Source organism: Palleronia sp. THAF1 (assembly GCF_009363795.1).
Classification (GTDB): Bacteria; Pseudomonadota; Alphaproteobacteria; order Rhodobacterales; family Rhodobacteraceae; genus Palleronia.
Genome location: NZ_CP045420.1, coordinates 1,229,296 through 1,247,573, shown reverse-complemented (window position 1 = coordinate 1,247,573; position 18,278 = coordinate 1,229,296). Strand labels below are relative to the sequence as shown.

Annotated in this window: 20 protein-coding genes; 7 read left to right on the top strand and 13 right to left on the bottom strand. The window is 64.6% G+C overall.

Annotated features, from left to right (window positions below; genetic code table 11):
- Positions 1-45: 45 nt before the first annotated feature.
- Positions 46-405, top strand: a complete 360-nt coding sequence (locus tag FIU81_RS06290; protein ID WP_124112712.1) for an SUF system Fe-S cluster assembly protein — start codon at positions 46-48, stop codon at positions 403-405.
- A 109-nt stretch (positions 406-514) separates the two neighbouring features.
- Here the strand turns inward: FIU81_RS06290 and FIU81_RS06285 are convergent, their stop codons facing one another.
- The 5 genes from FIU81_RS06285 to FIU81_RS06265 form a co-directional block, all read right to left on the bottom strand.
- Positions 515-745 (bottom strand): hypothetical protein, encoded by a 231-nt coding sequence (locus FIU81_RS06285; RefSeq protein WP_124112711.1) that lies wholly within the window; start codon positions 743-745, stop codon positions 515-517.
- 96 nt (positions 746-841) lie between these two features.
- Positions 842-1,429: a DUF1190 domain-containing protein gene (locus FIU81_RS06280; protein WP_124112710.1), complete on the bottom strand. Its 588-nt coding sequence runs from the start codon at positions 1,427-1,429 to the stop codon at positions 842-844.
- Between the two features lie 12 nt (positions 1,430-1,441).
- Positions 1,442-2,614, bottom strand: a complete 1,173-nt coding sequence (locus tag FIU81_RS06275) for a glutathionylspermidine synthase family protein (protein WP_124112709.1) — start codon at positions 2,612-2,614, stop codon at positions 1,442-1,444.
- Between the two features lie 50 nt (positions 2,615-2,664).
- A complete protein-coding gene (locus FIU81_RS06270; RefSeq protein ID WP_124112708.1) occupies positions 2,665-3,486 on the bottom strand; it encodes an alpha/beta fold hydrolase in 822 nt (273 codons plus the stop codon).
- 58 nt (positions 3,487-3,544) lie between these two features.
- Positions 3,545-3,934 (bottom strand): DUF2147 domain-containing protein, encoded by a 390-nt coding sequence (locus tag FIU81_RS06265; protein WP_124112707.1) that lies wholly within the window; start codon positions 3,932-3,934, stop codon positions 3,545-3,547.
- Between the two features lie 133 nt (positions 3,935-4,067).
- On the opposite strand from FIU81_RS06265, the gene hisA reads away from it, so the two are divergent.
- Positions 4,068-4,787, top strand: coding sequence for a 1-(5-phosphoribosyl)-5-[(5-phosphoribosylamino)methylideneamino]imidazole-4-carboxamide isomerase (gene hisA / locus FIU81_RS06260; protein WP_124112706.1), 720 nt, complete (start codon positions 4,068-4,070; stop codon positions 4,785-4,787).
- Entirely contained in the window at positions 4,787-5,635 is an 849-nt protein-coding gene (locus FIU81_RS06255) for an alpha/beta hydrolase family protein (RefSeq protein WP_216644281.1), read from the top strand. The genes hisA and FIU81_RS06255 overlap by 1 nt, the downstream gene beginning before the upstream one ends.
- Here FIU81_RS06255 and FIU81_RS06250 read toward each other — a convergent pair.
- Genes FIU81_RS06250 through FIU81_RS06220 form a run of 7 tightly spaced genes read right to left on the bottom strand, consistent with a single transcriptional unit; the run spans position 5,620 to position 14,445 of the window.
- On the bottom strand, positions 5,620-6,666 hold the full coding sequence (locus FIU81_RS06250; RefSeq protein WP_124112705.1) for an ABC transporter ATP-binding protein: 1,047 nt from the start codon (positions 6,664-6,666) through the stop codon (positions 5,620-5,622). The two genes, FIU81_RS06255 and FIU81_RS06250, sit on opposite strands and share 16 nt — an antisense overlap.
- 10 nt (positions 6,667-6,676) lie before the next feature.
- A complete protein-coding gene (locus tag FIU81_RS06245) occupies positions 6,677-7,732 on the bottom strand; it encodes a carbohydrate ABC transporter permease (RefSeq protein WP_124112704.1) in 1,056 nt (351 codons plus the stop codon).
- The gene (locus FIU81_RS06240) at positions 7,729-8,745 is read right to left on the bottom strand and encodes a carbohydrate ABC transporter permease (RefSeq protein WP_124112703.1); all 1,017 of its coding nucleotides are present in this window, start codon (positions 8,743-8,745) and stop codon (positions 7,729-7,731) included. The genes FIU81_RS06245 and FIU81_RS06240 overlap by 4 nt, the downstream gene beginning before the upstream one ends.
- A gap of 6 nt (positions 8,746-8,751) precedes the next feature.
- Positions 8,752-10,026 (bottom strand): ABC transporter substrate-binding protein, encoded by a 1,275-nt coding sequence (locus tag FIU81_RS06235; protein WP_124112702.1) that lies wholly within the window; start codon positions 10,024-10,026, stop codon positions 8,752-8,754.
- Positions 10,027-10,073: 47 nt separating this feature from the next.
- Positions 10,074-12,545 (bottom strand): hypothetical protein, encoded by a 2,472-nt coding sequence (locus FIU81_RS06230; protein WP_124112701.1) that lies wholly within the window; start codon positions 12,543-12,545, stop codon positions 10,074-10,076.
- Positions 12,542-13,375: a 5-dehydro-4-deoxy-D-glucuronate isomerase gene (gene kduI, locus FIU81_RS06225; protein WP_124112700.1), complete on the bottom strand. Its 834-nt coding sequence runs from the start codon at positions 13,373-13,375 to the stop codon at positions 12,542-12,544. Before kduI ends, FIU81_RS06230 begins: the two co-directional genes overlap by 4 nt.
- Positions 13,372-14,445, bottom strand: a complete 1,074-nt coding sequence (locus tag FIU81_RS06220; RefSeq protein WP_124112699.1) for a glycoside hydrolase family 105 protein — start codon at positions 14,443-14,445, stop codon at positions 13,372-13,374. The genes kduI and FIU81_RS06220 overlap by 4 nt, the downstream gene beginning before the upstream one ends.
- Positions 14,446-14,520: 75 nt before the next feature.
- Between FIU81_RS06220 and FIU81_RS06215 the strand changes: the two genes are divergently transcribed.
- The gene (locus FIU81_RS06215; protein ID WP_124112698.1) at positions 14,521-15,510 is read left to right on the top strand and encodes a LacI family DNA-binding transcriptional regulator; all 990 of its coding nucleotides are present in this window, start codon (positions 14,521-14,523) and stop codon (positions 15,508-15,510) included.
- Here the strand turns inward: FIU81_RS06215 and FIU81_RS06210 are convergent.
- Positions 15,507-15,947 carry a DUF302 domain-containing protein gene (locus FIU81_RS06210; protein WP_124112697.1) on the bottom strand — a complete coding sequence of 147 codons (441 nt, stop codon included), beginning with the start codon at positions 15,945-15,947 and terminating at the stop codon, positions 15,507-15,509. The genes FIU81_RS06215 and FIU81_RS06210 overlap by 4 nt on opposite strands.
- Positions 15,948-16,043: 96 nt before the next feature.
- Between FIU81_RS06210 and hisF the strand changes: the two genes are divergently transcribed.
- The 3 genes from hisF to FIU81_RS06195 all read left to right on the top strand — a co-directional run bounded on the left by hisF (position 16,044) and on the right by FIU81_RS06195 (position 18,267).
- Positions 16,044-16,805: an imidazole glycerol phosphate synthase subunit HisF gene (gene hisF / locus FIU81_RS06205; RefSeq protein ID WP_124112696.1), complete on the top strand. Its 762-nt coding sequence runs from the start codon at positions 16,044-16,046 to the stop codon at positions 16,803-16,805.
- A complete protein-coding gene (locus FIU81_RS06200; protein ID WP_124112695.1) occupies positions 16,802-17,110 on the top strand; it encodes a phosphoribosyl-ATP diphosphatase in 309 nt (102 codons plus the stop codon). The genes hisF and FIU81_RS06200 overlap by 4 nt, the downstream gene beginning before the upstream one ends.
- A 152-nt stretch (positions 17,111-17,262) precedes the next feature.
- Positions 17,263-18,267 (top strand): ABC transporter substrate-binding protein, encoded by a 1,005-nt coding sequence (locus tag FIU81_RS06195; protein WP_124112694.1) that lies wholly within the window; start codon positions 17,263-17,265, stop codon positions 18,265-18,267.
- Positions 18,268-18,278 lie beyond the last annotated feature (11 nt).

Here is an 18,278-nt window from a genome sequence, read left to right as displayed (position 1 = left end):
CCGGAATCCCTATCTATTCCGTCAGACTTACCGACAGGAAACCCCATGTCCCAGACCGAACAACTGGAAGGCACACCGCTGATCCAGCCCTCCTCGACCGACCACGCCCTGCATGTGGACGTGGTCGAAGCCTGCCGTTCCGTCTACGACCCGGAAATCCCGGTGAATATCTTCGATCTCGGCCTCGTCTACACGATCCTGATCGACGACGAGAACGCCGTGAAGGTCATCATGACCCTGACCGCCCCCGGCTGCCCCGTCGCCGGAGAGATGCCCGGTTGGGTCGCAGACGCCGTGTCTTCTGTGCCCGGCGTCAAGCAAGTGGACGTCGATCTGGTGTGGGAGCCGCCATGGGGCATGGACATGATGTCCGACGAAGCGCGGCTTGAACTGGGGTTCATGTAGGGGCATCGCCTGCGGGCTCTACTGCAGAGCATACGACGCTACGGAGTTTAAGCGCGGCGCGGTCATTGAACCCCGCCGCGCTTTTGCTTTTCAGGTTCAGGCGCCGACCTTAGTTCACTTGGCGGAACGTGTATTGCGGAACCGGTGCCGCGAAATCCGGGCTTGGCTGAAGCATCGCAGCCTGTTCGCGCTGCAACGCGAAACGCTCGTTCGCCGCACAAGCCGACATATCGCCAGCGACGCAAGCTATGCGCAGCATCCGCACCTCGATTGATCCAGTTTCTTCAGGCGTCGCCACGCAGCCCGATAGAAGGCCCGCAGCCAACAAAAGTCTTTTCATCTCAACTTCTAACTTGATGTCACGAAGCAGGGTTTCTTCCCGGTCCGCGCCGTTTCAAAGGTTGATACATGACTTTGTCGTGCAATCCTGACGTGTTCAGCCCCCGAACGAGCGCGACCCAAAACCGCCCCCCGTTCGAGACGCGCCGAAGCCGCCACGCGATTGCACCGCTTGGCGCGATAACGGGGCTGCCGTGCGGGTAGAGGGGTTGGCGGCGAAGGATGCGGGGCGCACTTGGGTCGATCCGCGCAGGCCCGACAGCGTGGTGCGTCCGCCCGGTGTCGAGTAGTTGCCCGCTCCAGTGCGATACAAGGGCTGCGCAGCCATGCCGCGCCCGCCCAGCATGTTGCCGATCATGTAGCCCGCCAGCAGCGGCAGGAAGATGGATGTGCCGTCAGTGCGTTGCTCGACGATGCATTCGCCGCCGTGCTGCTCTTCGCAGACGTCCTGATCCGCGTAGCGCGGTGCACTTTCACGGTGGACCGCTTCCGCTTCGGCAAAGCCCTGCGCGCAGTCTTCTGCGGTGAAGTCGTTGTCGCCCAGACCGGCGACGGCCTGGCATTCCTCGACCGTCGGGAAGACTTCGGCCTCGACCCGTTCCTCGGGCTGACAGGCGGCCAGACCGAAGGCGGCAGAGCCCAGAAGAACCACGCGGGCGGTGCGGGAGCGTTTACGGGTGGTCATTGGCTGATCCTCTTAGGCTTCGATGTAGTGCGGACGAAAACGGCTGGTATCTTGCGTGATAAGCGAGCGGTCTTCGCGCAAGCCCAGGCCATGCGCCTCTGACCCGACCATCCAGACTCCCGTTACCGTATTGTCGTCGCCGAAGGTCGGCAACGGGGCGTATTGTTGCAGGATGCGGGGGTGTGCATCGTAGGACGTGTCGCTAGAGGCCTCGTTCGCGCCCTCCGCCCGAATACGAACGCCAGCACCCTCTCTGCTGAAAATCGGTTTTTCGACCACGTTCGGCCCCAGCGCGTCGGCGTTCTGATCGGCGAAGACGGCGGGCAGCAGGTTGGGGTGGTCGGGAAACATCTCCCACAGTACGGGCAGGATACCTTTGTTCGATACGACGGCCTTCCACGCCGGCTCCAGGAACTGGCACTGCGCCTCTTGGATCGCATCCGCGAAATCGTCGCGCAGCATGTCTTCCCACGGATACAGCTTGAAGAGTGTGCCGATCACCCGGTCGTCGCTGTCGGCGAACTGCCCCGCTTCGGTCACGCCGATCTTGCGGATGTCGGTGAAATGCGCGCCCATTCCGCCTTCTCGCGCGGCCCAGCCGATGGTCTCGGCGGTGGCGTAATCTTCCACGGCATCCTCGAAGGCCGCGAAGTGGATATCGGTGCCTTGGGGGAACAGCTCGGCGAAGCGCGCCGCCAGAGCCTCGTGCAGTCCGTTGAACTGGTCTGTGCCCTCGGGCAGGCGACCGGCGGCGATCATGTCCTCCAGCCAATGCCACTGAAAGCCGCTGGTCTCATACAGGGTGGTCGGGGTATCGGCGTTGTATTCCAGCAGCTTGGCTTTGCCGTCGCCGTGGTTGGGGCCACCGTAGGCGAAGTCCATCCGGCCGTACAATTCGGGGTCGGCGTTCGCCCAAGACCGCTCCACCAGATCCCAATGCGCGCGTGGGATGCACAGACGGGTCAGCAGGTCTTCGCACAAAACGATCTTCGCGACCGCCTCGCGGCACATGGCGTGCAACTCTTCCGCCGGAGCTTCAAGATCCCGCTCGATCTGTTCCAGCGTGAAGGCGTAGGCGCTGGATTCGTCCCAGTACTGGGCGCCGTCCATGTGGTGAAAGGTGAAGCCCGCGGCCTCTGCCTTTTCTTTCCAGTCGGGCCGCGCGCCCAGATCGATCCGTTGCATGTGACTGCCTCCCGCCCGTCACTTAAGCGGGCGGGAGGCGCAGTGAAAGGTCAGCCTTTCAGGAAGTCGACCAAGTCGCGGTTCAACTGTTCGGCATGGGTCGCGGTCAACCCGTGCGGCGCGCCATCGTATTCCTTCAGCGTGGATTTCTTGATCGCCTTGGCGGCGGCCCGTCCAGAGGTGTCGATGGGCACCACCTGATCGCCGGTGCCGTGAACGACCAGCGTGGGGATATCGAACTTCTCCATATCCGGGCGCAGATCGGTGTGGCCGAAGGCGTCGATGCAGTCGAGCGTCGCCTTCGGGCTGGCCATCATCGCCATGTTCCACGTCCACTGCAGCACAGCTTGGCTGACGCCACCGGCATCGGTGTCATTTCCGTAAAAGCCGGGGAAGAAGTCAGCCAGAAACTGCGGGCGATCCTTGCGTACGCCATCCTTCATATCCGTGAAGACGCTCTCGTCCACGCCGTCTGGATTGTCCTTCGTTTTCTTCATGAAGGGCGCGATGGACGAAATCAGCGCCGCCGAGCGCAGCTTGGCGGTCCCGTGACGGCTTACATAGCGCGCGACCTCTCCGCCTCCCATGGAGAAACCGGCAATCGTCGCGTCGCGCAGGTCGAGCGCATCCATCACACTGGCCAGATCGTCGGCCATGCAGTCGTAGGTGTAGCCGCCAAAGGGTTGGCCGGACCGACCGAAGCCGCGGCGGTCGTAGGACACGGCGCGAAAGCCTGCATCGACCAACGCCAGGGCCTGATGCTCCCAACTGTCGGCGTTCAGCGGCCAGCCGTGAATCAATACGACGGGGCGGCCCTCGCCCCAGTCCTTGACGAAAAGTTCAGTCTTGTCGGTCGTTTGCACGATCGGCATGTGTCGGTCCTCCGATTGAATTTCGAAGGACCAACGAAGATTGTCGAGCAGCGTTCCCTTAATTAACGCGCTGCCAGGTCTGCGACGAGCACAACAAACCGCCCGCGACACAGCCCGAGAGCTTCATCGAGTTGCCCGACACCGCCGCCTTGCCGTTGTAGACCTTGCCGTTCGAGGGGCGGAACACCTTGCCGGTGTAGTTGCCACCGCCCGTCGGCGACATCTGGCGCACGATCTGACTGCCTTCGTTACCGGTCTGCACGACCGCGCCCGACGTGTCGAACGAGCGGACGAGCGTGCCGCAATATCCGCCACCGCAGGGGGCGATCTGGATGTGACCGACGCGGCCGTCATCCGGCTGGGTCTGCCATGTGCCCTCGATCGGGTCGGCGCTGGCCATTCCGGCCATTCCAAGAACCGCGATGGCGGAAAGAACGATACGTTTCATGTGGGTCTCCTCCCAAAGATGTATCTTCATCGTGCCGGGGCCGCGTGCGTTGTCCAGAGTGACGTGAGGTCGGCTTGCCAAGTAACGCGGCACGGTGCCACAAGCGGCAGCGTTCAGAACCGGAGTCCCGCCAATGATCCTGTATCCCGCCATCGACCTGAAGGACGGCCAATGCGTGCGCCTGTTGAAAGGCGACATGGAGGCCGCGACAGTGTTCGGGGACGACCCCGCCGCACAGGCGGCCACCTTCGTCGACGCTGGCTGCGCCTGGGTGCATCTGGTGGACCTGAACGGCGCCTTCGCCGGGCGTCCCGTGAACGCCGAGGCGGTCGAGGCGATCCTGTCCCGCGTGGACGTGCCCTGCCAATTGGGCGGCGGTATCCGCGATATGGCTACCATCGAGTCGTGGTTGGACAAAGGGCTGGCGCGGGTCATCCTTGGCACCGTCGCCGTGGAAGACCCCGATCTTGTGCGGCAGGCCGCAAGGGCGTTTCCCGGCAAAGTGGCGGTGGGTCTGGATGCGCGCAACGGCCGTGTTGCAACCCGCGGCTGGGCCGAAGAGACCGACGTGATGGTGACGGACCTCGCTCGCCAGTTCGAAGACGCAGGCGTCGCGGCGATCATCTATACCGACATCGACCGCGATGGCGCGATGGCGGGCCCGAACATCCCGGCGACCGGGGCCCTGGCCCGCGCGGTGGACATTCCGGTGATCGCATCGGGCGGCGTGTCGTCGATGGATGACCTGCTGGCCCTGCGCGACACTGGCGTCATCGCGGGCGCGATCTCTGGCCGGGCGCTCTATGACGGCGCGATCGACCTTCGCGCGGCGCTGAAGGCTCTGCAGGGCTGATGCGACAGCGACTGGCGGATCGGTTCGAAATCGGCCGCCATCCACTGCGTTTTGTGTCCGAGGATGCCGGGCGGCTGAGCTTCGCCGCTGCGAATGGCGACGTGGTCGGCGGCGTGCTGGTGACACCCGACACCCCGCCGCCCTGGCCCACCGTCCTGATGATCCACGCCCATGGGAACCGCTACGACCTCGGCGCGCGGGAACTGACCCAAGGCCGCCCCGCCAGCCCCGCGCCGCTTGGCCCTGCTCTCTCGCAGCTTGGCATCGCTTCTGTCTGTATCGACCTGCCGTGTTTCGGCACCCGCCAGCATGAAAAGGAAAACGCCGCCGCGAAGGCCGCGCTGTGGCGTGGCGGCTCGCTGGCCGGGCGGATGCTGGGCGAGCTGTCGTCACAACTGGACTGGCTGGAAAGCGATGCGCGCTTCGGGTCGGTCGCCATCTACGGAATATCGATGGGGGCGACGTTGGGCTATTGGCTGGCGGGCGTAGACACGCGTGTCTCCGCCGTAGTCCAGCTGTGCTGCCTCGCCGACTTGGACGCGTTAATGGCCAGTGGCGCGCATGATCTGCATGGGCCTTACCTGACGATTCCCGGCCTGCCCACCTTGGCCCGCAACGGCCAGATCGCCGGGATGATCGCGCCGCGTCCGCAGCTCATCGGGTTGGGCGCGCTCGACCCGCTGACACCCGACGACTCAAGGGGCATCGCGCTCGGGGATGTGGCAGAAGGCTATGCCGATGCGCCCACCGCCCTGTCCGTGACCGTGGAGCCGAACCACGGGCACGAGGAAACGCCCGCTATGCGCGCCGCCGTGCTTCAGTTCCTGACCGGTCAGTTGATCCGCTGACCATCCGCATCGAACAGATGCACCTGAGCGTGATCCAGCGCCACGCGCACCGGATCGCCCAGCTTCACACCCGGCTGGCCGTCGAGCACCGTGACCATGACCGTCCCGTCTTCGGCCTTAGCGTGAACCACCGTCTCCGCTCCCAGCGATTCCACCAGCGTCACCGTGCCTGCGATGGCCACTTCGCCCTCTTGCGCCAACCGCAGGTGCTGGGGCCGGATGCCGACCGTCACAGCACCGTCCGATGGCACGTCCACGTGCAATCCGCCCGGCAGGGTCGCTTTGCCGTCCGTCGCGGTACACTGGAAGAAGTTCATGTTGGGCGCACCGATAAAGCCTGCGACGAACAGGTTGGCGGGACTGTTATACAGACCCAGAGGGGTGTCCACCTGCTCGATCACGCCCTTGCGCAGCACCACGATGCGGTCGGCCAATGTCATCGCCTCGATCTGGTCGTGGGTGACGTAGATCATCGTGGTCCCCAGCCGCGCGTGCAGTTGTGCCAGCTCGGCCCGCATCGTCACACGCAATTCGGCATCCAGGTTCGACAGAGGCTCATCCAGCAGGAAGGCCGATGGCTCGCGCACGATGGCCCGCCCGATGGCGACGCGCTGGCGTTGGCCGCCCGACAGCTGCGTGGGGCGACGGTCCAGCAACTCGTCGATCTCCAGCATGGTCGCGGCGTCATCGACCCGCTTGCGGACCTCGGCCTTGTCCATCCGCGTGTTTTCCAACCCGAAGGACAGGTTCTGGCGGACGGTCATGTGCGGATACAAAGCATAGGACTGGAACACCATCGCCAGCCCCCGGTTCGCCGCCGACTGCCGCGTCACGTCGACCCCATCGATGGCGATGGTTCCGCTGGTCGGCTTGTCCAACCCGGCGATCAGGCGCAGCAGGGTGGACTTGCCGCAGCCGGACGGGCCGACGAAGACGACAAGCTCCCCCTCGTTCACCTCTAGGTTCACCCCGTGGATGACCTCTGTGCCCGCGAAACTCTTGCGGATGTCCGATAGCGTGATGCGGCCCATGCGCAGCCCCTTACTTGATGCCAGCGCCGGCGATGCCGGTGGTGATGAAGCGTTGCAGGAAGACGAAGACAAGGACGACCGGGATCATCGTCACCACGGTCATCGCAAGGATGTAGTGCCACTGCACGTTCAATTCGCCCGCGTAGGTGTTCAGGCCCACCTGCAACGTATAGGTCTCGCGCTGCGACAGCACGATCAGCGGCCACAGGAAGTCGTTCCAGCGCCAGACGACCGAGAAGATCGCCAGCACGGCCAGCGCGGGCGCGGCCAATGGCAGAACGATACGCCAGTAGATCTGCCACTCGCTCGCGTGGTCCATCCGTGCGGCTTCCAGCAATTCGTCGGGGATCGTCAACATGTACTGGCGCAGCAAGAAGACGCCCGTGGGCGTGGCGACCGTGGGCAGGATGACGCCCCAAAGTGAGTTCAGCAGCCCGGTCGCGTTCACGACCGAATACAGCGGCACAAGGATGACCGACAACGGCACCATCAGTGTGGCGACGATGATCAGCATCACGGCATCCCGGCCCCGGAACTGGTATTTAGACAGGGCGAAGGCGGCCATGGAATTGGTCAGCAGCGTGATGATCGTCGCCATCGTGGTGACGAAGACCGAGTTCCATAAAAAGCGCAGGAAGTCGTTTGCGAGCAAGGGTTCGATGTAGTTTTCGGTCGCCAGCCCAATCTCGCGGACCGGGGTGCGGTCGGCGATGTTGACGTCGATGCGCTCGTCCGGCGCATCAGGGTCGACCATCTGAGCATTGGTGCCGATCCGACGGATCTCGGCCAGCCGCCGGGTGCCGCCGTCCTCGGTCTGAACCGTGTAGAGGGGCAGCGGGTCGTCGTAGCCGTCCACGGCAATCGTGATCTGTTGGTAGGGCAGCAGCGTGGGTGGGAACTCGGCCAGTTCGGCGGGCCCTTTGAAGGACGACGACACCAGCCACAGCGCCGGCCCGAACATCAGGATCGTGCCGCCGATCAGCCACAGCCACGTGACCACATCGGTCCAATGCCAGCGATTGCTGTGGCCCCGGCGGCGGAAAAGGAATTGCGACACGTGGCTCATGCGTCACGCCTCCCCTTGCCTTCGGATCGGCGCGACAGCCACAGCTGCACCAGTGTCAGAACCACCAGCACCAGCCCCATCAGGATCGACGCCGCCGCCGCCAGCCCCGGATTGCGCAGGATCGAGGCGAAGCCGACTTCGTAGATATATTGCGTGAGATACAGGGTCGAGGTGCCCGGCCCGCCGCCAGTCAGAACGTAGACCTCATCAAAGATCTGCACGCCCTTGATCAGCGACAGCACCAGCACCACCGCAAGGTTCGGCCCCAGAAGCGGCAGCGTGATGCGCCAAAAGACGCGGCCCGGCGGCGTGCCGTCCATCTCAGCCGCCTCGTACAGATCGCGCGGGATCGCCTGCAGACCGGCCAGCAGGATCAACGTGTAAAAGCCCATATGCGCCCAGACCGACACGCCTATGGTGGCCGCGAAGGCGTAGGTGCGGTCATTCAGCCAGACCTCTGGGTCCAGCCCAAGGTTCACCATGATCAGGTTCAGCAGGCCCTGCCGTTGCAGGATCCACCGCCATATCAGGCCGACGACGACCGGAGACAGTAGGACTGGAAAGAAGAAGACCGCGCGGAAAAAGCCGCGACCGGCGATGTTGCGGTTCAGGATCAGCGCTGTGATCGTCGAGACGACGACCATCATCGTGACCTGTAGAATGACGAAGAAGAACGTGTTGCCAGCGGCACGCCAGAACAGGTCTTCGCGGCAGGTGATGGCGCGGGTGTAATCCTCGCAGGCCAGCAGCCGTGCGTATTGATCAGCGCCGACGAAGGTGCGGTCCGACAGCAGCACGTTGGTGCCCGCCGTGGTCGAGTAGACGAAGTTCAGCGCCAGCGGGAACAGCACGAAGACGCCGAAGATCGCAAGGTTGGGGGCAAGGAAGGCAGCCGCCATCCCGCCCTGCCCGGTTTTGCGCTGCCACCACCGCAAGGGGTAATCGACGGCGCGCGCGAGCCAGATCAAGGGCAGCGTGACCACGCTGCCCAAGGTTTTTCCAATGGCGGACATATGCGCTTACTGCGACGCGTTCTCGACCGCGTCGGCGATGTCCTGATCCATCAGCATCCGCGCTTCTTCCAGCGTGATCTCGTCGGCCATGGCTTGCGAGGCACGGGTCACGAGCGCGCCGTAGTAGGCGTTGGCCCACTTCCAGGCGGGAAGCTGGTCGGCCAGCGGCAGCGTCTCACCGGAGGCTTGCACGAAACGGTCCAGCGCCGGGGGCACGTTCGGATCGTCGGACTGGAAATTCAGACCGCCGGCTTCGACGATGCCCGCGTGGGCCGGAAGGAACAGTGTACGCTCGGAGAATTCGCGCACGATTTCTTCAGAGGCGAGGAAGTCCATCACGCGTGCCACCTCTTCGGGGTGCTCGGTGTACTTGATGCCGACCAGCGCCGCGCCGCCCGCAAGGCCCGAACAGCCCGCCGTGCCGCAGGGCGATCCGATGGCGACCCAGTCGAAGGCATCGCCGATCTTGGTGGACAGGTTCGCCACCTGCCAGGAGCCGGAGTAGAGGAACGGGATCTGCGCGTTGATGAAGTCATCCGCGCCAGAGCGATAGGTCGTGCCAGCGGCCGACACCCAGACTTCGGGCAGCTGCTTGCCCTCTTTCGTCCAGTTCACCAGCTTTTCGACGAAAGCCATCGTGCCGTCATCGACCGGCGCGGGCGTGCCGTCTTCTGCGATGTAGTTGGCCCCGAAAGACGCGTTCGGGCCAGAGATACGGTGGCCAGAGCGGTCCACGGCGAAGGCCGCGGCGGTGCCTTGGCTTTGGCGCACTTCATCGGCGGCGTTCACCCAGTCATCCCACGTTGCATCGTCGCCGGGCATTTCGACGCCCGCCTGTTCGAACAGGGTCTTGTTGGCGTAGCCTCCAACCATGGTCAGCTGCGTCAGGAAACCGGGGATCGCGTCGGATCCGTCTTCGCGCATCCAGTCAAAGCGATTGCCGAAGTTCTCTTCCCAATAAGCGGCGTCTTCCACGTAATCGGACAGGTCCAACCAGTGCTGCGCCTGCTCTTTCAGGTTCGTGACGCGTGCGATGTCGGGGCCTTGACCGGAAGCCAACTGGATCGGCAGCTGCTCCTGAATGACCTGATAGGCTACATTGTCGAGCACCACGTCGATGTCGGGGTTCTCTTCCTCGAAGCGGTCGAGCAGGTCTTGCATGACCTCGCCCTCGATCCCGTCCGAATACCACATCATGCGCAGTTCGGTGGTGTCCTGCGCAGTGGCGGCGGTGCCGAGCGCGGCAAGTGCCACGGTGGCCATCAGTGTATTCAGTTTCATGGTCTTCCTCCCTTGGTCGGCCCCTTTTCGGGGCCTTTCGGTTGACGTCAATCCTGCCCGTTCAGCGGCAGGGTCCGACGCTCTCCCACAACGGTAAACGATGCGGGGTCGATCTGTCTTCCCTCGGCGTCGATCCGGCCAGAGGGATGAAAGCGGACAGCTCCATAGTCAGGATCGTCCAGAGCTATGGTGCCGTCTGCCTGTTCGATCGGTGCAAGCCCTTCGAAGCGCTTGGCGAATCTGTCGCCATGCTGGCGCGTAGAACCCAACCGCACAAGCCACCACCCGTCCCGACCGGCAAGCCGCAGTTCGGTTCCGGCGGTGGGGCCTTGGATCATCTCTTCCAGCGCGCCGGAGGCTTTCAGCATCAGTTGCGCCCCCCCGGCCTGCGCGAGAGCCATATCGCCCTGCACGCGGCTGGCGTCGAAGGCCGCGCGGGGAAACCATGCATGGGTGAAATCCGGTTGGCTGGGGTGCCCATTGAACCGGACGAGAGCCAGATCGCGATACTGCTGGACGCGCGGCACACTGGCCGATCCGCCCCAGTAAGATGGGCGACCGTAGCCCGAATGGATGACCTCTCCGGGGTGGTTGATCCAGACCTGTGCATTGGGATCGGTGCCCATGCGCAGATGGATCAGCGTTTCCTGGTATCCCCAATCGCCCCAGCGGTAGGCCGCCGTAGACCCCATCGCGTGATCGCGTGTCTTGTGATGATACAGCTTCGCGATCCGGCCTTCGCCTTGCGCGAACGTCCACTCCTGCGCGTCGTCGCGGTCCCACGTGGCGCGGTCGGTCAGATCAGGCAGCACCAGCCCACGGTCGCGGATGCAGATGGCCAGGCCGGGCAAAGCATGGAACCGCGCGCCGTAGCTGCCGGTGCCCCAAAGCATCCGCCCGATGGCGGACAGTTCGGCGGTACATGTGGCGCGCAAGGAATGCTCGTAGCTGCGCCCCTGCGCTGCCGTCAGGATGCCATTGTGTGCGCTGTTCGCGACCAACTCGATCAGCCGCGCGATGCCCTTGGCGGCGCGGTTACGCAGCGCGGCGTCGGGCGAGCACGCATGGATCGCAGTCAGACCCTTCAGGTCGATGGGGAAGTAGGGAGAGGAGTTAAATTCCGCCATCTCCCACTGCTCGAAATGATCGAACCAGGCGCGCAGGCGTTCGGCTCCAATCCGTGATTGCTCCGCGCCGGAGCGACCGGAACGGCGGAAGGTTGCATCAGGCAGCAGCGCGCCCCCAAGGTGAGCGGCGGTGTGGAACAGCAGCGCGTGGTTTTCAGAGAAATACCACTGCACGTCGTTGCCCGGTTCGTCCATCCAGTATCGGTAGCCTTGGATCGTCTGGTCGATGCGGTCGGCCAGATCGCCCAGCAGTTCTGGGTACAGCGTGCGGCCCACGATCAGCGGGACCAGAGCGAAATCGGCGCAATCCCAGCAGGCGTCGATCCGCGGCAAGCTGGCCTCGATCATCGCGCGGGTGCTCGCGCCGCCATCGCCGGTGGCAAGCCGTGCAAGGGCTGCGACGGTGTCTGCCTCGCCATGCTGTGCCACATGGGCCAGCGCCTCGGCGATGCGGGCCGCTTCGCCTGTCGGGGCGGGGCCTTGGGCGGTGGCGTGCGAAATCTCGGTGCCCAAAACGCGCGTGGCGGCAAAGCCGTCGGTCTCTAGCGTCACCTCCACGTGACGGAAGTCTGCGGGCAGGTCTGACGCGTCGCCCAATTCGATCCGGTCCGCCCCCGCTGCCAGCGTTGCGCGCCGCTGGGGTGCGGTATCGTGGGACATGAAGTCACCCGCAATACGCACGTCGGCAGTCAGCGGCACGGAGGTTGGTCGCGGCAGCAGGATCGTCAGCGGACCGCCATCATGGGCGACGCGCTCGAAGTGCATCTCACCCAGAAGCGCCTCGATCTGCGCAGCGGCCTGTGGCGCTTCGATGGCTTGCGCGGCGTCCGGGCCGTCTACGTAGGTCAGTTGCGCATAGAACCGCGTATCGCGCTCGGCCAGATCATCGAAGAATAGAACGACGCGGTTTTCGCCTTCGTCCAGGTCGACGAAGACCTCCGCCTCCGTCTCGAAGTTGCGTCGGTAGTCGGACATCGACAGCACGGGCGCGCCATTCACCCGCAGCACAGCGCCGCCACAGGTGGCCAGCCGCAGCGTCGCCCGTCCGGCACGATCCGCGATCAGCAGAACTTCCGCACGCGCCGCGATCCGGGTCGCGCGGAACCAAAAGCCAGACAGATCCAACCGGGGCGAGCCGAAGCCCAGCCAGTTGCGATCCGCCGAGCCCGTCGCGCGCTCCTCGACCGCGGCGCCCCGGTAGCGTTCGGCGAACTCGGTGCGGCAGGGGTATTCGTGCGGGATGAAGTTGCGCTCTTTCGTCATGAAGAAGAACGGATCCATCTCGCCCTCCTTGGGGCGCTCGGCCACGTCCCATGGTTGCTCGGTCACATCCGAGTGCCGCCACAGGGTGACGGGTGCGCCATGGACCAATGGACGGGTCAGATGGGTCACTTCAGGTCCTTCACGGCGACGGGCGACATTTCCTGATAGACTTGGTTCTCTCCCGTCATGCCCCAGACGAAGGCGTAGGGGCCAGTGCCCGCGCCCATGTGAATGGACCAGGCGGGGGACAGCACGCCGACACCCGCCGCCACGACCATGTGGCGTGTGCAGTCGGGCTTGCCCATGAAGTGCATGACGCGGTCTTCGTCGGACATGTCGAAGTAGAAATACGCCTCCATCCGGCGTTCGTGCGTGTGGGGTGGCATGGTATTCCAGATGCTGCCGGGCGCGGGGTCGGTGATCCCCATCAGCAGCAGGCACGAGGGCGAGACTTCGGGGTGGATATACATGCGCAGGGTGCGCTTGTTGGACTTTGCTTCGTCGCCCATCGTGACGGGCTTGGACTCGGCCTTGGTGATCAGGCGGTTCGGGTGATCGGCACCGGCGGGCACCGAGTTCAAATAAAAGCGCGCGCCCTGCCCCGACAGTGCGACGTCCTGCGCGCCACGCCCGACGTAAATGATATCGCGGGGCGCAAGATTGAACGCTTCGCCATCCACGGTCACGGTGCCCGGCTTGTCGCCAAGGTTGGCGATGCCACCCTCACGCGCCTGGAACAGATGATCGGTGCCGACCTCTGTGCCGTCGCCGATCTGGATCGGGGCGTCATCGGGGCAGATGCCCGCCACGACCATCCGGTCAACGTGGGTGTAGACGAGGCGCGCTTCGCCGTTGGCCCACAGCGCGGGCATCAGGAATTCGGAGCGCAGCGCGTCGGTCGACATGCCGTCGATCTGCGCAGGCGACGCGCCGTAGCGGGTGGTCCAGGTTGTGGTCATGGGTGCATCGCCTCGGTCAGACAGAGTATCGCCAGCGCCTGGCCGTAGCCGGTGGGCTGGATGGGAATGTCGCGGTAGAATTGCAGATCGTGGCCCATGCGCGTGCCGTAGGACACGCCGCCGACAACGCCCGCCGCGTCGATCTGGCGCTCGACGTAGGCCGCGCCGCGCCGTCCGGCCTGCGCGGCATCGCGGCCCGCAAGTCCCAGCCGTGCCGCCTTCATCAGCCCATAGGCGATGCCCGCCGTGGCGCTCGTTTCCTCGTAGGAACTCGGATCGTCCAGCAGGGTCCGCCACGCGCCATCTTCGGTTTGCATCGGCAACAGCGCCGCGATCTGGGTCGTGAGCACGTCCTGCAGATAAGCAGAGACCGAGGGCGACAGCCGGCACAGTTCCGGCAGGTCAACCAGCCCCGCCGTCACCCAAGCATTGCCGCGCGCCCATAGGGCACGGGCGAAGTTGTGACGGCCATGGAAGGTCCAGCCGTGGAACCAAAGACCTGTTTCGGGGTCGGACAGGTGGCGTGTATGGACCAGGAACTGACGCTCGGCCTCGTCCACCAGATCGCGGCGGCCAGAGGAGTCGCCGTAGGACGCCAGAAACAGGGCAACCATGTAGAGCGTGTCGTCCCACAACTCTCCGTCGTTGATCTTGTCGGATACGTCATGCTGGAAGCCGCCTTCCTGCGTGCGGGGGGCGTCACGCATCAGCCAATTGGCCCAATCGTCCATAGCGGGCTGCCAGCGATCATCCTGATTCTCGCGCCACAGGATCGATAGGGCAAGCATGGGGGCCGTAGTGTTGACGTTCCGCTCGGGAAGACCGCGTTCCAGCCACTTTGCGTAATAGCCTTCCAGCACGTCGCGCAACCTGTCATCACCGGTCGCAAGCCACAGCTTCGCCAGACCGAACAGGCCAACGCCCTGCGGCCATTCCCATCCATCGAAACTGATGTAATCGCCCGCTGTCCCGTCAAGGTTCGGCTCGTCGAACTGACCTTCATGGCGCAGCCCGGTCAGACCGGCGACAAGCTGGTTTAGCGTGGGGGACAGGGTAGTCTTGACGTTCATCGGTTCCTCCGCCCTTGCACGCTGATCCCGGCCCTCGCCTTGCGCAAGACGTAAGATTCTTGCAGGTCGGTTTACATGGAAAAACGCCGGATCACGCTGGACGACCTTGCGCGCCATTGCGGCGTGTCGGCTGCGACGGTCAGCCGGGCGCTGGCGAAACGGCCCGGCGTGCGCCCCGATCTACGCGACAAGATCCACGCCGCTGCCGTGACGCTGGGCTATCCCCTGCCTTTGGCGATGGCCGGTCGCAAAGCGATCCTGATCGCCGGGCAAGCCGCAATGACCGACGCCGCCCGCAGCCAGTTCACCCTGCATGTGCTGGAGGGCCTGCGCGCCCGCGCGGCGCTGCACGATCTGACGCTGGAATTGCGCGCAGCCGATGGGCGGCTCATTGATGCGATCCGACCAGACGACGATGCGATGGGCTACCTGCTGCTGTCTCCCGGTGATGACCAGATCGCCGAGATGCGGGCGACCGGCCTGCCCTGCGTGCTCGTCAACGCGGACGATCCCGAGATGCAACTCTCTTCTGCCGCGCCGAACAATTCCATCGCCGCGGCGCGGGCGACGGATCGGCTGATCGCGCTGGGGCATCGCAGGATCGCGTTCCTGACCTGTGGCGATCGGCGCACCATCGCACGGCGGCGGGCTGGGTGGCGCGAGCGGATGGAGATCGCGGGCCTGGTGCCGGATACGATAATAGAGGTGTCGGACTGGGTGCCCGCCCTTGCGGCGCAGGCGGTGACGGAGTGGTTCACGGGCGGACGCGACGCCACCGCCCTTTTGGCGGCGGGCGACAGTCTGGCGGTGGGCGCGTTGATGGCGCTGTCGCGGATTGGAATAAACGTGCCCGGCGATGTCAGCGTGATGGGCTTCGACGGGATGCCGCAATGCGCGTTGCAATCGCCGCCGCTGTCAGCTGTCGAAATCCCGATGGCCGAATTGGGCGCGGTGGCCTTGGACCTGCTGCGCGATACGGTTGCCAAACCCGACCAGCCCGCCAAACGGGTCGAGCTGGCCTGCCGGGTGGTCGAACGCGGCTCGACCGGCCCTGCGCGGACCTAGTTGCCTACGGCTGCGGTTGCAAAGTTCTGCAAGGCGCCTTCGATCTTCTCCAGAACCTCCAGGTCGTCATCCACGTCCAGATCGTCGAGGCTTTCTTCGATCTCTTCATAGGCGACGTAGGTCTGATCGCCGTCGGAATAGACCAGCATCTTCAACGGCAGGACCAGACCAGCCAGCATGTCTTCCTGCATCACGGGCGTGCCCAATTGCGGATTGCCGAAGATCAGAAGCTTGGACGCGTTCAGCTCCATCCCGGCATCGGCGGCGCCCGAGCCGTGATCGACGGTGGCGAAAATAGTGGCGCCTGCGCTTTCAACGGCGTTTTCGAGACGCGAGAACGCGTCATCGACAGAGCCTTGCGCCTCCATCCGTTCGATTTCGGCCAGGGCCGGGGCGGCGGTCAGGGCAAGGGCGGTGGCTAGAATTGTGCGGTTCATGTGATCCTCCATTTACCGGCCAACCTTTGGCGGGCGCGCGGGTTCCCTTGCGCCGCTGGCCCGCGTGGGGCATCTGGACACCCGAAAGGATTGCCCATGCTGAAGACACGCATCATCCCCTGCCTTGACGTGGCCGACGGGCGCGTGGTCAAAGGCGTGAATTTCGTTGACCTGCGCGACGCTGGCGATCCGGTGGAAGCCGCCATCGCCTACGATGCGGCCGGCGCGGACGAGCTGTGCTTCCTTGACATCCACGCCACCCACGAAAACCGTGGCACGATGTTCGATCTGGTGCGCCGCACGGCGGAACACTGCTTCATGCCGCTGACAATCGGCGGTGGTGTACGCACGGCTGACGATGTGCGCGACCTGCTGCTGGCGGGCGCCGACAAGGTATCGTTCAACTCCGCCGCCGTTGCCCGCCCCGATGTGGTGTCCGAGGCGGCGGAACGCTTCGGCAGCCAGTGCATCGTGGTGGCCATCGACGCGAAAGGCGTCGCGCCGGGCCGGTGGGAGATTTTCACCCACGGCGGGCGTCGCGAAACGGGCATCGACGCTGTAGAGTTCGCGCGGACGGTCGTGGCCAAAGGGGCTGGAGAAATCTTACTGACCAGTATGGACCGCGACGGCACGCGGGCGGGCTTCAACCTGCCCCTGACCCGCGCGATCAGCGATGCGGTGTCGGTGCCCGTGATCGCCTCTGGCGGGGTCGGCACATTGGATCACTTGGTCGATGGTGTGATCGAGGGGGGCGCATCGGCGGTGCTGGCCGCCTCCATCTTCCACTTCGGCGACTTCACCATCGGCGAGGCGAAGGCTCATATGGCGGCTGCCGGTATCCCCATGAGGCTGGCATGACCGCCCTATCCCGCCTTGCGGCCACCATCGAAACCCGCAAGGGCGCGGACCCGGACACAAGCTGGACGGCCAAGCTACTGGCGAAAGGCCCCGAGAAATGCGCCGAGAAATTCGGCGAGGAAGCGGTCGAGGCGATTATCGAAGCGGTCAAGGGCGACCGGACGCGGCTGACGTCCGAAGCCGCCGATGTAATTTATCACCTGCTGGTCATGTGCGCGGCACAGGATGTGAGCCTTGACGACATCGAGGCTGAGCTCGCCCGGCGCGAAGGCCGGTCCGGGATCGACGAGAAAGCCGCCCGCTGAATCGGCTTCTGCCAAAATTTTCATCGAATCTCTCGACTCTTGCATGTCGATCCGGCTTCCTGACGGCAAGCGGCACAAGACCGCCCCTTCGATTTGAAGATCGGCGGAACATCCCGCCATCTTCCCGCATCGCAGAACCGGGAGAGACACCAATGAAGATCACATATGCGCTGGCCGGGCTGATGGCCTTTGGCGCGACCGCCGCCACCGCACAGACAGACATGCCCTTCGCGCTGGACTGGAAGTTCGAAGGCCCTGCCGCACCCTACACGCTGGCCGTCGATCAGGGGCTGTTCTCGGATCAGGATCTGAATGTCTCGATCACCGAGGGCGCAGGCTCGCTGGATGCGATCCCGAAGGTCGCCACCGGCGCGTTCCCGGTGGGCTTCGCCGACATCAACTCGCTGATGCGCTTCAAGGATCAGAACCCTGACGCCCCCGTCGCCGCCGTCATGATGATCTACGACAAGCCCCCCTTCGCCATCGTGGGCCGCAAGTCGCTGGGCGTCGAAGCGCCGTCCGACCTGGAGGGCAAGGTGCTGGGCGCCCCGCCGCCCGATGGCGCTTGGGCACAGTTCCCGATCTTCGCCGCCGCCAACGACTTGGACATGGATGCCATCACGGTAGAGCCCGTCGGCTTCCCCACGCGCGAGCCGATGCTGGCGCAAGGAGAGGTTGCATCGGTCACAGGCTTCTCGTTCTCGTCCACGCTTAATCTGGAACGTCTTGGCGTCGATCCCGAGGATATCTCGGTGATCCTGATGGCAGACAACGGCGTGGATCTCTACGGCAACGCGATCATCGTGAACACAGACTTCGCCGAGGCGAACCCAGAGGCCGTGACCGGCTTTCTGACCGCCATCGCGATGGGCTGGCAGGCGGCTATGGACGATCCCGATGCCGCCATCGAAGCCCTGCTCAAGCGCAACCCCGCCGCCGACGCCGATCTGGAAAAACGCCGGTTGCTGATGGCGATCGATGCGAATGTGCTGACCGACTACGTGGCCGAGAACGGTCTGGGTGGCGTCGACGCCGACCGCATGGCCAGCGCCATCGAGCAGACGCAGACGGTCTACGAGTTCCAGACCGTCCCGACGCCCGAAGACGTGTTCGACAACAGCTACCTGCCGGACGCCGAAGCGCGGATGCTGAACTAGGAAGCAGTCTG